11 protein-coding genes are annotated in these 14,773 nt (G+C 71.5%); 6 read left to right on the top strand and 5 right to left on the bottom strand.

The features are described from left to right. Positions 1-166 precede the first annotated feature (166 nt). Complete coding sequence (locus tag B4N89_RS42910; protein WP_235619320.1) at positions 167-1,375, top strand: PP2C family protein-serine/threonine phosphatase; 1,209 nt, start codon at positions 167-169, stop codon at positions 1,373-1,375. A 37-nt stretch (positions 1,376-1,412) separates the two neighbouring features. Here B4N89_RS42910 and B4N89_RS42905 read toward each other — a convergent pair whose 3' ends face one another. Further along, positions 1,413-5,141: a hypothetical protein gene (locus B4N89_RS42905; protein ID WP_235619319.1), complete on the bottom strand. Its 3,729-nt coding sequence runs from the start codon at positions 5,139-5,141 to the stop codon at positions 1,413-1,415. A 580-nt stretch (positions 5,142-5,721) separates the two neighbouring features. On the opposite strand from B4N89_RS42905, the gene B4N89_RS42900 reads away from it, so the two are divergent. Continuing rightward, a complete protein-coding gene (locus B4N89_RS42900; protein WP_161501016.1) occupies positions 5,722-6,576 on the top strand; it encodes a helix-turn-helix domain-containing protein in 855 nt (284 codons plus the stop codon). A gap of 106 nt (positions 6,577-6,682) precedes the next feature. On the opposite strand, the gene B4N89_RS42895 is transcribed toward B4N89_RS42900, so the two are convergent. Further along, entirely contained in the window at positions 6,683-7,447 is a 765-nt protein-coding gene (locus tag B4N89_RS42895; RefSeq protein WP_078982037.1) for a DUF899 domain-containing protein, read from the bottom strand. Positions 7,448-7,554: 107 nt separating this feature from the next. Beyond that, positions 7,555-8,361, bottom strand: a complete 807-nt coding sequence (locus tag B4N89_RS42890; protein WP_078982036.1) for a sulfite exporter TauE/SafE family protein — start codon at positions 8,359-8,361, stop codon at positions 7,555-7,557. A gap of 92 nt (positions 8,362-8,453) precedes the next feature. Here B4N89_RS42890 and B4N89_RS42885 point away from each other — a divergent pair, with 92 nt between their 5' ends. Beyond that, the gene (locus B4N89_RS42885) at positions 8,454-9,269 is read left to right on the top strand and encodes an AraC family transcriptional regulator (RefSeq protein ID WP_078982035.1); all 816 of its coding nucleotides are present in this window, start codon (positions 8,454-8,456) and stop codon (positions 9,267-9,269) included. A 171-nt stretch (positions 9,270-9,440) separates the two neighbouring features. After that, positions 9,441-10,460, top strand: a complete 1,020-nt coding sequence (locus tag B4N89_RS42880; protein WP_078982034.1) for an ArsR/SmtB family transcription factor — start codon at positions 9,441-9,443, stop codon at positions 10,458-10,460. A gap of 192 nt (positions 10,461-10,652) precedes the next feature. Here the strand turns inward: B4N89_RS42880 and B4N89_RS42875 are convergent, their stop codons facing one another. After that, positions 10,653-11,237: a TetR/AcrR family transcriptional regulator gene (locus B4N89_RS42875; RefSeq protein ID WP_078982033.1), complete on the bottom strand. Its 585-nt coding sequence runs from the start codon at positions 11,235-11,237 to the stop codon at positions 10,653-10,655. Positions 11,238-11,352: 115 nt separating this feature from the next. On the opposite strand from B4N89_RS42875, the gene B4N89_RS42870 reads away from it, so the two are divergent. Beyond that, positions 11,353-12,366: an NADP-dependent oxidoreductase gene (locus B4N89_RS42870; RefSeq protein ID WP_201261162.1), complete on the top strand. Its 1,014-nt coding sequence runs from the start codon at positions 11,353-11,355 to the stop codon at positions 12,364-12,366. On the opposite strand, the gene B4N89_RS42865 is transcribed toward B4N89_RS42870, so the two are convergent. After that, positions 12,350-13,183 carry a TetR/AcrR family transcriptional regulator gene (locus tag B4N89_RS42865; protein ID WP_235619318.1) on the bottom strand — a complete coding sequence of 278 codons (834 nt, stop codon included), beginning with the start codon at positions 13,181-13,183 and terminating at the stop codon, positions 12,350-12,352. The genes B4N89_RS42870 and B4N89_RS42865 overlap by 17 nt on opposite strands. Positions 13,184-13,268: 85 nt before the next feature. Here B4N89_RS42865 and B4N89_RS42860 point away from each other — a divergent pair, with 85 nt between their 5' ends. After that, the gene (locus B4N89_RS42860) at positions 13,269-14,762 is read left to right on the top strand and encodes an MFS transporter (protein WP_078982030.1); all 1,494 of its coding nucleotides are present in this window, start codon (positions 13,269-13,271) and stop codon (positions 14,760-14,762) included. The last annotated feature ends 11 nt before the right edge of the window (positions 14,763-14,773 follow it).

Here is a 14,773-nt window from a genome sequence, read left to right as displayed (position 1 = left end):
CAAAATGCTCATAAGCCGAATAAGTCATATATAGGGCTTGGATAGAAAAGACCCGAGACATCGAGCCGCCGGCGTAGTGGTCGGTCGGGGCTGCTCACAGGTGTGATGGGTCGGCGTGAGAGAGCGCGGGATCGGTGTGAAACTGGGCGAGGAAGGGGTGGTCCTCGTGTCGGACACACCGCATGTGTTCTCCGTTCCCGACGGCGCCGTCGACGAGAATCGCCTGGAAGAGCTGATCATCGAGGCGCAGACCGCACTGCCGGTCGAGCTGCCCGCGCTGGCGAATCGGTGTGCCGACGTCCTCGGCCTGGACACCGCGTCGATCTACCTCGTCGACCTGCAGCAGCGTCTGCTCGTGCCACTCGACGAGGCGCCGGAGTCGCTGAGGGTGGACGGCACGTCGGCCGGATGGGCGTACCGCACGGTCTCCCCTCGGGTGGCCGAGGTCGACGACGGCCTGATCCTGTGGATGCCCCTGGTCGACGGCGCGGAGCGGCTGGGCGTATTGCGAGTGCGGACCGCCTCGCTCGACGCGGCGCGCATGCGCCGCAGCCGGATGCTGGCCCATCTGCTCGCCATGCTGATCACCTCCAAGCGGGCCTACAGCGACTGGCTCGCCGCCCGCACCCGCACCGAGTCCATGGGGGCGCCCGCGGAGATGTTGTGGGCCTTCCTGCCCCCGCGCACCATCGGCAGCAGACGGTGCGTGTCGACCGCGGTCCTGGAACCCGCGTACGACGTCGCGGGCGACGCCTTCGACCATTCGGTGGTCAAGAACATCCTGCACACGATGATCCTCGACGGCATGGGTCACGATCTGACCGCGGGGCTGACCACGTCGGTCGCCATGGCGGCGGCGCGCAACGCCCGCCGGGACGGGGCCGACCTGCCCGACATCGTCGGCTCCGTCGACCGGGCGCTCGCCCGCTGGCTGCCCGACCACTTCTGTACCGGCGTGATGTGTCGGCTCGACGCGGAGACCGGGGTGCTGCACTGGGTCAACTGCGGGCATCCTCCGCCACTGTTGATCCGGGCCGAGCGGGTACTCGCCGGGGCGCTGGACCGACCCCCGCAACCGCCGATCGGCCTGGCCGGCCCGCTCGCCCCGGCGGCCCGGCACGTCTACGAGGCGACCCTGGAACCCGGCGATTGTGTCCTGCTCTACACCGACGGCGTCGTGGAGGCCCGCGACGCGAACGGTGTGGAGTTCGGCCTCGACCGCTTCACCGACTTCATCATCGGCTCCTCCTCCGCCGGACAGCGCCCGGCGGAGGTGTTGCGGCTGCTCATCCACGCCATCCTCGACCACCAGCGCAACCCGCTGCGCGACGACGCGACCATCCTCCTCTTCGAATGGAGTCCGCAGCCCCGGTGACGCGACGGCGCAGGCCGCGACCGGGACCGGATCCGGGTCACCCCGTCCCGCACGTGCGTCGGTAGGACCGTCCCGGGATCAGCTGACGCCATTCCTCCCGGGTCAGGTCGCGGGCGAGCGTGGCGCACAGGTCGGTCGCCGTGCGGGCGGGGTCGGTGTCCCACAGGCGGACGACGTGGTCGTCGCCGCCGCTGGCCAGGGTGTGACCGTCGGGCCCGAAGGCCACGGCGCGGACCTGTCCGGTGTGGCCCGTCAGGGTGGCCAGACGGGTGCGGTCGGCGACGTCCCAGATCATCACGGACGTGTCCGCGTTGGCCGTGGCCAGGATGCGACTGTCGGGACTGAAGGTCAGCGAGATCGAGGCGCCTGCCGTATTCAAGAGCGTGGCCCGCCGGGTCCGTCGGGCCGGGTCCCACAGCTGCACGGTCTGATCGATGCCGGCGGTGGCCAGGGTGCGACCGTTGGGGCTGAAGGCCACCGCGCGGACCTGTCCGGTGTGTCCGGTGAGGACGGCCGTACGAACCCACCGGGCCGTATCCCACAGGGTGATGCGCCCGTCGTAGTTGGCGGTGGCCAAGGTACGGCCGTCGGGGCTGAACGCGACCGCGTTGACGCCGCTGCCCTCGGCGCCGGTGTCCACGACGAGTCGGGTCAGGGGCGTGTGTCGCGCGGCGTCCCGAACGATGACCGTCTTGTCGACGCTCGACGTCGCGATCATGCGGCCGTCCGGGCTGAAGGCCACGTCCGTCACCCGTTCGTCGTGGCCGATCAGCCGCTCCGGCGGGGCGCCGCCCGCGAGGTCGAAGAGCGTGAGGACCTGCTCGTTGGGGTCGGGTGGTTGGGCGGGGCCGGTGCTGTCCGGGGACACGCCCGCCACGGTGGCCAGGGTCCGGCCGTCGGGACTGAAGGCGACGCCCCGGATCGCGCTCGTCCCGGGGGCGAGCGCGCGTGGGCGGGGGCCGCGAGCCAGGTCCCACAGCAGGGTGGCCCGATCGGTGCCGGCGGTGGCCAAGGTGCTCCCGTCCGGACTGAACGCGATGTCGTTGACCCGGTCCGAGTGCCCGTCGAGCGGACGCCTGGTGGGATCCCACAGGGAAACCGTGCCGCTTTCGCCGGCCACGGCCAACCGGTCGCCGCGCGGATGGAAGGCGATGGCGTAGATGTTGGAGCCGTGCCCGACGAAGGTGGCCCCGAGGGTATGCCGCGCCGTGTCCCACAGCCTGATCATGTGGTCCTGGCCGGCGCTCGCGAGCGTGCGGCCGTCGGGGCTGAAGGCCACGGCCCTGACCTCCGCGTCGTGGCCGCGCAGAACGGCCACACTCGTGCCGCGGGCGATGTCCCACAGCTGCGCGGTGCGATCCCGGCTGCCCGTGGCCAGCAGTGTTCCGTCGGGGCTGAACGCCACCGAGTCGACGGAGTCGGTATGGCCGGTCAAAGCGGCCAGCGGGGCACCGTCCTCCGCGCGCCACAGCCGGGCCGTGCGGTCCGCGCCGGACGTGGCGATCGTGCGGCCGTCCGGGCTGAACTCCACCGACCACACCCGGCCGGCGTGCCCGGTCAGGGTCAGCAGGCGCCGCCCGCTCTCCACGTCCCACACCGCGGTGGTGCCGTTGTCGCCGGCCGCCGCCACGGTGCGGCCGTCGGCGCCGAACGCGACGCCCTTGATCGAGGCCCCGTAGCCGGTCATCACCGCCCTCGGCCTGCGCTGCGCCACATCCCACACCACGACCCGGCCGTCGTCCCCACCGGTGGCCATCGACCGCCCGTCCCGGCTGAAGGCCACCGCCCGCAACCAGCCCGGGTGAGCGGTCAGCGTCGCCAGGCGCACACGGCGGAACGAATCCCACAGTACGACCTTCCCGTCCCGCCCGACACTGGCCAGGGTGCCGTCCGGGCTGTATGCCACCTCCGACACCGCATCGACGTGACCGGTCAACTCGGCCTGGTAGAAGCGGCGCGTGGACATGCTCAGCAGCGCGCCGCGCGCCTCCGCGGTATGCGCGGTGCGATACGCCTCCACACTCAGCAGCATCGCCGTTCCGGGCCGGGAATCGGCCAGGTTCAACGCCTGGGCGGCCAACTGGCGCGACAGCGCGGTGTCCCGTGATCGAAGCGCACTGCGGCGCTGCTCCACCGCCACACCGCCGACGACCGTCACCGCGACGAGCAGCAGGGCCAGGCCCGCCGCCAGATACCGCAGCCGGCGGGTGCGCCGGGCGGCCACCGCCCGCTCGCGGTCCTCGGCGGCGATGCTCGCGGCGAGGAAGTCCGCTTCGAGCTCGGTCAGTTCGTCGCGATGCCGGTCCCGCTCGGTCCACTCCCGAGCCACCGCCAGTCGGGTTCCCCGGTACAGCGTGCCCGGGTCGCGCGCGAAGTCGGCCCAGACGCCGGCCGCCTCCGTCAGCCGTCGGTGGGTGAGGATCCCCTCGCGGTCCTCGTCGATCCAGGCCCGCAGCCGGGGCCACGCGGTGATCAGCGCCTCGTGGACAAGATCGACGTTCTCCCCGTCGAGGGTGACCAGACGGGCCCGCACGAGCTGTTCGAGGATCGCCGCGATGCCCTCTGTCGGCCCTGTCCCCGGGGCGGGCCCGCCCGTGCCGATGGCCTCCAACTCGGCCCGGGCGGCCGGGCGCCGGGTGTCCTGCGCTCCCTCGCCCGGCGTGATCAGCCGCAGCAACACCCGGCGGACCAACACGAGTTGCTCGGCCGAGAGCCGGGAGCAGACCTGTTCCGCGGTGGCCGCGATCGCGCCGTGGACGCCACCCGCGGCCTCGTACGCCTCCAGCGAGAGGGTCCGGGCGCGACGCCTGCGCCAGATCTCGCGCATCACGTGCGACAGCAGCGGCAGTCCGCCCGGTTCGCCCTGCACCTCCTCCACCAGCCGTGCGGTCAGGGCCCGTTCGACGATCAGACCGTGCGCCTGGGCGGGCCCGACGACGGCCTGACGCAGTTCGGCGGGCGTCATGGGGCCCACCAGGAGGGTCGTTTCGCGCAACGCTTCGGCGAGGCGCCGGTGTTCGGCGCAGCGGCCGTAGAAGTCGGCGCGCACCGCGATGACGACGCGCACCCCGCTCTCGGGCCGTTGCACGGCCGCGATCAGGCCGTTCAGGAACTCGGTGCGTTCGGCTCGGTACCGGCAGAGCGTGAAGATCTCCTCGAATTGGTCGACGATCACGACGATGTCGCCGGTGCGCCCGTCACCGTCCCCGTCGTCCCCGTCCTCGTCGCGCCGTGGGGCGAACGCGGTGAGCACATCGGCGGGATGCGACCCGGGGGTACGGATCCGGATCTCGGGGGGATGCTCGAACGGGACCGCGGCGGCCGGGTCGCCGTCGGACTGCCGCAGCCGGGGTATCAGCCCCGCGCGCAGCAGCGAGGACTTGCCGCTGCCCGAAGCTCCGACGAGCGCGGCCAGTCGACGGGTGCGCACCAGGTCGAGAACGTCGTCGATCAGTCGATCCCGGCCGAAGAACTGCTCCGCGTCCTCGATCTCGAACCGGGCGAGGCCCGGATAGGGCGACGGGACGTCGTCGAGCGGTCGCGAATCCTCGTCCGCCGCCTCCTGCCATCGCCGCTTCCACGTGTCCGGGTCCCCGCCGCACGCGGTGGCGTAGGCCAGCGCCACCTTCAGGGTCGGCAACTGCTCACCGGCCGCCGCACGGGACAACACGGTGACCGAACAGCCGGTCTGCCGGGACATCTCGCGATACGTGGGGCCACCCGCGTCGGCCCGTAATCGCCGCAGTTCGTGTGCGAAGCGCTGCACCGGTCCGGCACCCGGATCCAGTGGTTTCTCCGGACGTCCCGCCACCGGTTTCCCTTCCCTCCCATGAGCGTCGCCGAAGGGACGCCGAATCCCACATCACCCGGAACGGTACCCACGTGCCGCCGGCCCCGACCAGTAGCGAATTCGGCCGGATACCGAAGATCACCCCGGGAAATCCGTCGCGCCCGACGATTGTTTCGGTCGCCCGACCTGCCTGCGCAACAATTCCCCGCCCCGAAGGCTTGGATGTGTCCCCGGCGGCACGACCACCACCACTGGATTGCGCCGGGGCACGGGGACGGGCCGCGCGACATCCGAGGTGGCACCGGGGCGCGGGCCGGCCACGGCCGAGTCGCCCACGCGTCGGGCGTCACCCGCACGTCGGGAGTCGCCCGGTCGGGAAATCTTGTTCGCTACGAACGGGGGAACCATGGAAACGGTGTTCGACAAAGAGGCGGCACCCCGGGACGGCCGCCCCGCTCCGGAGCGGGGGGCGGGCACGCCGGAGCGGCGGACGGGCGCGCCGATATCGACGGGCGCGCCGCCCGAGCCGCCGAACCCGCCCGCCCACGGTGCGCGCGTGTCGATCGTGACCCGGGGGATCGTCCGGATTTCCACGGTCTCCCACGGATCGCGGGTATGCCGGCGCACGCCGGCGGCGATCCGGCGCTCGGACCCCGAGGTGTACCTGTTCGGGCTGCTCCGCCACGGCCGTCAGGGCGTCGAACAGGCCCACAACCAAGCTTCGTTGGGGCCCGGTGACCTCGTCCTGGTCGACAGCTCCCGCCCCTTCGCCGCCGGCGCCGAGGCCCCTGACACGGCGTCCGGGTCGGTGGTGCTGCAGTTCCCGAAACGACTGCTGCCCGTGCCGGAGTCCAAGGTCGAGCGACTGTTGGCGACCCCCCTGTGCGGTACCCGCGGAGTCGGCCGGCTCCTGGCCCGGTTCATGGCCGACGTGGCCGACGAGCCCGCGCTCTACACACCCGACGACCATGCCCGGCTGGGCCATATCGCGCTCGACCTGGCCGCGGCCGTGTTGGCCCACCACACCGACGGCGAGGGCGCGTCGGCGTCGGGCTCCTCGCAACACGTCCTGTTCCTGCGGATCACCTCGTTCGTCGACCGGCACCTGCACGTACCGGAGCTGAGCCCCGCGACGATCGCGACGGCCCACCGGATCTCGACCCGCTACCTGCAGCGGATCTTCCGGACGCACGGCACGTCGCCGAGCGCCTACGTCCGCCACCGGCGCTTGGACCGCTGCCGGCGGGACCTGGCCGACCCCGCCATGGCCCACCTGCCCGTGCACGCCGTCGCCGCCCGCTGGGGGTTCACCCGACCCGCCGAGTTCAACCGGGCCTTCCGCGCCGCCACGGGCATGCCCCCCGGCGCCTACCGCATCGCCGCCGGGCAGCGCGGGCTCCGAACGGCGTAGGACCGGTGCGCGGGCCGGGCCTACGCGCTCGGGCGGCCCGGAAAGGATCGGGCACCGTGATAGAGGCTCGGGCCGTTGATCGGCAGCCGGCCGGTGCGTGGCGGCTTCATCGCCTTCCCTTCGGCGGCACGGCTCGCGCCGCCGGGTCCGCGGATTCCGTGGGCCCGGCGGCGCCGTCCGGGTTCGGGCCGTACAGCCGGGCGACATCGGGCGAGCCGAGCCACTTGGAGTAGGTGGGCGACTGGGGCCATCCGTCGGGTGAGTCCTGCCATTCCTCCTGCCGACCCCACGGCAGGATGTCGACCAACGGGAAGGTGTGGCTGAGCTGTTCGGTACCGCGACCGGTGGTGTGCCAGGTGCGGTGGACCGTGTCGCCGACGCGAAGGAACACGTTCACCGCGAAGCCGCCGCCGGGCGGCGCGTCCACGTCGGCGCCGAACGAGCTTTCCGCCGACGAGTACCAGTCCATCGTGTTGCCGACCCTGGCCCGGTAGGCGAGCGCCTCGTCGATGGGTCCGTTGGTCACGACGACGAAGCGGGCATCGTAGTTGTCGAGGAAGTCCAGCCGGACGTACTGCGACGTCAGTCCGGTACAACCGCCGCACTGCCACTGCGCGCCCTCGGACCACATGTGGTGGTAGGTGATGAGCTGGGAGCGCCCGTCGAATACCTCGACCAGCCGAATGGGGCCGTCCGGGCCGATCAGCGTGTAGTCCGGGAGCTCGACCATCGGCAGTCTGCGGCGCTGTGCGGCGATGGCGTCGAGTTCGCGGGTGGCGGCCTTCTCCCGCGCACGCAGGTCGTCGAGCGCGGCCCGCCACTCCCGTCGATCGACGACCGGAGGCAGTGCGCCGGTGCTCTGGTCGGTCATGGTTCCTCCCGGGTCGGACGAAGCTGTTCCGAGGTGTGGACCGCAATCGTCGGCGGAACTCATCGGTGCCGGGCGGCCCGGGTCGCGACCGGCCGAGGCAGTCGGACTCACATCCCGGTCGTGATCATCGCGAGCAGGACGACCACGAGTAGGGCGATGTAGGCGATGGAGTGGACGCGGTCCGGGACGCGTCGGCCGATGCGCTTCACCAGGGCGATCGTGGGCAGTGACCCGCTGAGCAGGGCCGCGGAGGAGATCAGGTCGACATAGCCGATTCGGCCCGGGTGCGCCGAGGAGGTGGCGGCGAGCGCGTACACGACGCTGCCGACCACGGCGACGGGAAGGCTCAGTGGGTTCGCCATCGCGGCGGCTTCGGCCATGGGGAGGCCCCTGCGCCGCAGGAGCGGAACCGTCATGACGCTGCCGCCCACGCCCAGGCACGCGGCGACCGCGCCTATTCCGGCGCCGCCGAACGTGGTGGTGAGCCGTCCGAGGGGCGCCGGTCGTACCGCGGGTGCGGGTACGAGGAATCCCTTTCGCAACACGCTGTCGATGATCGTCACGGCCAGATAGGCGGCGAAGAGGACGTGCAGCAGCGGGCCTTCGACCCGGGTGGTCGCGAGGGAGCCGAGGGCGGCGCCGATCGCGACGAAGGCCGGCAGCGGCCACATGTACTCCCGGCGGAGCCGTCCGTGGCGCAGTTGTACCAGGGTGGCCGTCAACGCATTCACGAGCATGACCGCCGTCGACGTCGCCACCGCGACATGCATCGCGTCGGCACCGGAATCCGCCGTGACCGTCCGGAAGCCGTAGACGACCGGGACGGTGATGAAACCGCCGCCGAAACCGAAGAGCACCGTCGTGACGCCGGTCAGGCAGCCGAACAGGAAGAGAACAAGGAAGAGAGTCGGCACTGCCGGAACGCTACGGACGTCCGTAGCCGGCGGGCAATCGATCGTTCGCCATGTTCTTACGCGGAGCGGACAGCAGGGAGTAGCTTCGCCGTATGCGCAACATCCCCGTCGCCGAGGTGGACGGCCTCGACCGTGCCGTGCTGGCCGTCGGCACCGACTATCCCCACGACCACCTGCTTCCGTTCCACGAGCATCGGCGGACCCAGTTCCTGTACGCCGTCACCGGCGTCATGCAGGTGGAGACGATCGACGGCACCTGGACCGTGCCCGCGGACCGTGCGGTACTGATCCCGCCTCTGACCGCTCATCAGGTCACCATGACGGGAGTCACCACGCGCAGCCTGTACATCGAGCCGAGCGCCGTTCCGTGGTTTCCCTCGCGCTGTCGGGTCGTCGACGTCTCCGCGTTGTTGCGGGAGCTCATCCTCGACGCCGTCGACATGGAGCCCCGCTATCCCGACCACGGCCGCGATGCCGTCGTCATCGAACTGCTCCTCCACGAGATCAGAAACCTCACACCGCTTCCACTGGATGTTCCGCTTCCCGCGGATCCGGGGTTGCGCCGGTTGTGCGACGCGTTTCTCCGCGAGCCCGATATTCACGACCCGCCGGCTCGCTGGGCGACCGCCCTGAGTGTGAGTGAACGTACTCTCGGCCGCATGTTTCGGGGTGGTACGGGCCTGAGTTTCACCCAATGGCGACAGCGTGCCTGCGTTCTGCACTCCCTGCGACACCTGGCGGCGGGGGTGCCGGTCTCCCGGGTGGCGACCACACTCGGCTACGAGAATCCCGCCGCGTTCACCACGGCGTTCGGAAACCTGCTCGGTCGTCCACCGACCGCGTACGGGCCGGCCGCCGTCCGTTCGCCCGCGCGCTCACCGAGGCCGCCGTCGACCCGGGTGGAGTGAAGCGGGGCCCGGCCGGCGCTCCGCGGTCGACACATAAACCTCGGTAACGGCCTTACGTGTGCGAGGAGTCGGTAGCTAGCCTGACGTCGGTCGGGTGCGGCGGGCGCCGTGCCCCCGCACCTGCCGGCCACAGGGTCCGGGCACCGGGCGAGCGAGGGAGGACGGTGCGGCGTGTTGCGCTTTCATTTCACCGACGCGGATCTCCGCCGGGTCGTCGTCGCTCCCGCGCCCAACGCTCTGCTCGAAGTCGCCCTCGGGGTGCGATACCTGCACACCCGACCGGCCGGAATCACGTGGTCGCGGACGGGACTTCGGGAATGGCGACAACGGATCGGGGGGAGCCTGGCCCCACGGGCAGGACTCCTCGGGGACCTCGACCCTCCGCAGGGAGGCATATTCGACTTCTTCTGCCAACTCTCGGCTCCCGACCTGAACACCGGTGTCGAACTCGCCCTCGGGACGCCGACCCGCGAACTGGCGGACGAAATCGCCGTCCTGCCCCGCCATGTCCGGGACAGACCCCTGTCGCGGGAACTGGCCGACGGCACACCCAAGGGTCGGCAGGCCCTCGCGCAGGACACTCGGCGCTTCTTCGCCTCGTCCCTCGCACCGCTGTGGCCACGGATCCAGTCCGAAGCCGTCGCCGACCGGGCGCTGCGCGCCGAGACGCTGCTGCGCGGTGGCGTGGACGCGATGTTGGCCACGCTCGTTCCGCGCTGGCGTTGGCAGCCGCCGGTTCTCCACGTACCCGCACCGTGCGCTCCCCGCGACATCCGGCTCGACGGGCACGGTCTGCTGCTCGTCCCGTCGTACTTCGTGCAGAGCCCGATGTTCGGGCGCGGCGCCGACGGGCGTATGGAATTGTTCTACCCGCTGCATCTGGGCGAGCGGCCCGGCCGGGCCTCCGACACGCTCGGGCCGCTGTTGGGACGCACCCGGGCCTCGGTACTGGCCACCCTGCGCCACCCCGCCTCCACCAGCGAGGTGGCCGACCGCGCCGGCATCTCCCTGCCGTCGGCGAGCCAGCACACCACCGTGCTGCGCAACGCCGGACTGGTCTCCACGATCCGAACCGGCGCCGCGGTCCTGCACACGTTGACCCCACTGGGAGCCGGCCTTCTCCACGGCGACGCGACGACACCTTCGGTCGGATCGGAACGGAGCGGGCATCAGCCCGAGCCGAGGGGCTGAGTGTCCGCGGAGGGGCCCGGATCGAACTGGCGGAAGGTGAGACTGACGCGGCGGCCGGCCGAGGGTTCCCGGGGAACGGCATGGGTCCAGCCGCGTTGGGTCACGGCGGTCATGAACAGCACCGACCCGTGCGCGAGGGCGAGTTCGTGGCGCGGCGGGTTCGGCGCTGGACCGGGCAAGGGTGAGGACTGCTCATGGTGTGCGTGACCTGCCGCCCTCGCCGCTGCCCGTGTCGGTCAGGATTGCGTTTGCGACGATGTCGAAGAGGTGATCGGCGCGTGGCGCGAGTGCGGGTTGGTCGCCGAGCCAGGCGAGCATGGCCACCAGAGCGAACAGGTCGTCGCCGTCGAGGTCGCTGCGCGCCGTGCCCGCGGCCTGGGCCCGGGTGAGGAGCCGCGCACCGGCGGCGCGCAGGGTGACGCACGAGGCGTGGAGTGCGGACTCGGTGTCCGCGATGGCGGCTGCCATCAGTACGGTCACGCCCCGGTACTCGGTGGTCCACGCGACACAGTCGCGTACCCAGGAGACGAGGGCTTCCTCGGGCGGGGCCGAGGTCTCGGCGAGTTCGGCCGCCTGTGCGGTCAGTTCGTCGAAGTTCGTGCGGAGCAGGGCTTCGAGCAACGCCTCGCGCGTCGGGAAGTGCCGCAGCAGCGTCGCGAGTCCGACATCGGCCCTGCGCGCGATGTCGCGCATCGACACGTCGATGCCCTGCTCGGTGATGGCGGTGCCCGCTACGGCGAGCACGTGGTCGCGGTTCTTCCTGGCGTCGGCCCGCATGCGTACGTCCCTCTTGACTATCCGGTTCAGTGGTCCATATATTCGGATCAGTGATCCACATATGCGGATCGCCGATCCGAATAAGCGTATCCCGCGGCCTGGACAGGAGAAAACGATGCCGACACCCACGATGAGGGCGATCCGGCTCCATGCGCACGGCGGTCCCGAGGTGCTGCGGTACGAGGAGGTGCCGATTCCCGAGCCGGGGCCGGGCGAGGTGCTCGTCCGCGTGCGGGCGGCGGGCATCAATCCGCCCGACTGGTACCTGCGCGACGGCATGTCCAACCTGCCTCCGGAAACGAGGCCGACGTTCGACCTCCCCGTGATTCCGGGGACGGATCTGTCCGGCGTCGTCGAGGCCGTCGCCGCCGATGTGGCCGGCCTCTCCGTCGGCGACGAGGTCTTCGGGCTCCTGCGCTTCCCCGGCTTCGACGGCCACACCTATGCCGAGTACGCGGTCGCCCCGGCGTCGGACCTCGCCCTCAAGCCGGCCGGCATCGACCACGTGCACGCCGCCGCGGTACCCATGGCCGGGCTCACCGCGTGGCAGTTCCTGATCGAGCTCGGACACGATCACCCGTCGCCGTTCCAGGCGGCGAGGCATCGTCCGGTACCGCTCGGCGCCGACGTGACGGTGCTCGTCAACGGTGCCGCGGGCGGCGTGGGGCACTTCGCGCTACAGCTGGCGAAATGGAAGGGCGCACGGGTCGTCGCGGTGGCATCGGGCGCGCACGAGTCGTTTCTGCGCGGGCTCGGCGCCGACGAGTTCATCGACTACACCAAGAGCCGACCCGAGGACCTCGTACACGACATCGACCTCGTTCTCGACACCGTCGGCGGCCCCGACAGCAGCCGCCTCCTGCGCACGCTCAAGCGCGGCGGCTCCCAATTCCCGGTGTTCTTCGGCGAGTTCGACGAAGCGGAAACCGCCGAGCTGGGCGTCACGGTCACGGGCACCCAGGTCCGCTCGAACGGCGCCCAACTCGCCGAACTGGCACGCCTGATCGACGCCGGCACGGTCCGCGTCGCGATCGACGGCACGTTCCCGCTCGCGGACGCCCGGGCGGCGCACGAACGCGCCGCCCGCGGACACATCCGGGGCAAGATCGTACTCACGATTCCACACTGAGGTTCGCGCCGGCGGTGCTTGGTCGCTCCGGCGTCGGTGCGGTGGGGGTGTTCCCGTGGGATGTGGGTCGGTGAGGGGGTTGAGCGAGAAGGCCGTCGATGATCACGCGGAGTTTCCAGGCGGCCCTGGCGTCCTGGTTGCCGCCGGTGAGTCTCGGGGCCAGGGCTCGCAGGGTGGGGTACCGGTCGGCGGGCAACGTCCGGAAGGTGGCGTCGAGTCGGGCGGTGAACGTCTCGGGTGCGGTCGGGTCGGTGATGGTGTCCGTGTCGGCGCCTGCACCGGTGTCCGTGTCGGTGTCGGATGAGGGCGACGTGGGGGCCCGTCGGGGTTGCGGGGCGCCGGCGTTCTCCAGCGCGGTGGAGTAGATGTACTGGCCGAGCAGGTCGATGGCCCAGGAGCAGGCGTCGTCGTCGAGTCCGCCGGTTCGGAGCAGGCGCGCCATCTCCTCGGTCAGGCGCAGGCCGTGCGGGCCGGGGAGGGCGTCGCGCAGGCCGACGGAGGCGATGTCGTTGTGGGCGGCCAGGGCCGCCACGATGCGCCCGACGAGCAGTTCGAGGCGGGGACGCCAGCCCCCGACCCCCTCGTCGGGCACGACCACGTCGGCCACCGCGTGGTCGAGGACGAGCGCCATCAGCTCCTGCCGGTCGCGCACGTACACATAGAGCGAGGCGGGACCGGTCTCCAGCGCCTGGGCGACGCGCCGCAGGCTCACCGCTTCGCAGCCCAGCTCGTCGACCAGCGCGATGGTGGCGGCCAGCACGGCGTCCAAGCCGAGCATGGATTTCGAGGGGCGGGAGCGGGAGCGGGTTTGCGGCATGGCACGAGCCTACCTTGACGAATGCTGTTCGTTAAGGGCACTCTGCTTGACGAACAGTGTTTGTTAAGCGTGAGAGGAAGACTCGGTGACCGTTCCCGCTTCGACGTCGGCCGGCCCTGCGGCGCCGCCGATCGCCGATCCGCGTCGATGGCGCGTCCTGGCGGTGGTGCTGCTCGCCCAGGCCCTGGATCTGCTGGACGCGACCGTGATGAACGTGGCCGCCCCGTCGGTCCGCGCCGGGCTGGGCGGTGGTGCGGCGATGATGCAGTGGCTCACCGCCGGGTACACGCTCGCCTTCGGTGTCCTGCTGATCGTCGGCGGGCGCCTGGGTGATCGGTGGGGTCGGCGGCGGCTGTTCGTGCTCGGCGCCGCCGGGTTCACGGTGGCCTCCGCGGTGTGCGCGGCGGCGCCTTCGCCGTCCGTGCTGGTGGCGGCTCGGGTGGTGCAGGGCGCACTCGGCGCGTTGATGATCCCGCAGGGGTTCGGCGTCCTGACCTCGGTGTTCGACGAACGCGAACGTGGCCGCGCGTTCGCGACGTTCGGGCCGGTGATGGCGCTTGCCGGCGTCGGCGGCCCCGTCCTCGCGGGCGGCCTCATCGCGCTCGACCCGGCCGGACTCGACTGGCGGCTGATCTTCCTGATCAACCTTCCGCTCGGGGCGTCGGCCGTGGTCGGGGCGCTGCGGTGGATGCCGGCCGACCCGGGGGATCCACTCGTGCGGATCGACCCGCCGGGTGCGCTCTGGGTCGCGGTGGGGTCCGCGCTCGTCGTGCACCCGCTGATCCAGGGGCGGGAGGCGGGTTGGCCGTGGTGGACGTTCGCGGAGATCGCCGCCGGCATCGCGGCCTTCATCGCCTTCGGCCGACGTCAACGCACCAGCCGCTCGCCGGTCCTGGTGCCGAGCCTGCTGCGCAAACCCGCGTTCGTCGGGGGCCTCGCGGTCACCGCGGCGTTCTTCACCGGCCTCGGCGGGCTCCTGCTCGTCCTCTCCCTCCACCTCCAACTCGATCTCGGCCGGTCCGCGTGGGGAACCGCGCTCTACCTGTCGCCGCTCGCGCTGGGCATCGGGCTCGCCTCGCTCTTCGCCCCGGCGGCGTCCGCCCGGCTCGGCCGCTCGCTCCTGCACCTGGGGCTCGGGGTCGAGGCGCTCGGCACGCTCGGCCTCGCGGCGGTGGCCGCGTCGGGGTCGCCGGTCTGGGCGTTGTCGATACCGACCCTGGTCGTGGGCCTGGGCGTGGGACTGGTCTCCGGCACGCTGGTCCGGTCGATCCTGGCGGCGGCCGAACCCGCCGAGACGGGCAGTGCGTCGGGGACGCTCAACGCGCTCCAACAACTTGCCACGGCCCTGGGCGTCGCGGTGTTGGGGACGGTCTACTTCGCCGCGCATGATACCGGCGCTCCGGAGGCGGGAGGGGACGGTCTGGTGATCGGTGCGCTGGTGGTCGCGGCGACCTGTCTGGTCGGCGCGGGCCTTGTGTTCCTGCTGCCTCGCGCACGCGACGAGCGACCCGCTTCGACACCTTCGACACCTTCGACCCCGTCGACGCCTTCAGCCCCTTCAATCCCGTCAGCCCACTGACCACGTGAGGA

This window comes from Embleya scabrispora, assembly GCF_002024165.1.
Classification (GTDB): domain Bacteria; phylum Actinomycetota; class Actinomycetes; order Streptomycetales; family Streptomycetaceae; genus Embleya; species Embleya scabrispora_A.
This window is presented reverse-complemented; position numbering and strand designations above follow the sequence as displayed.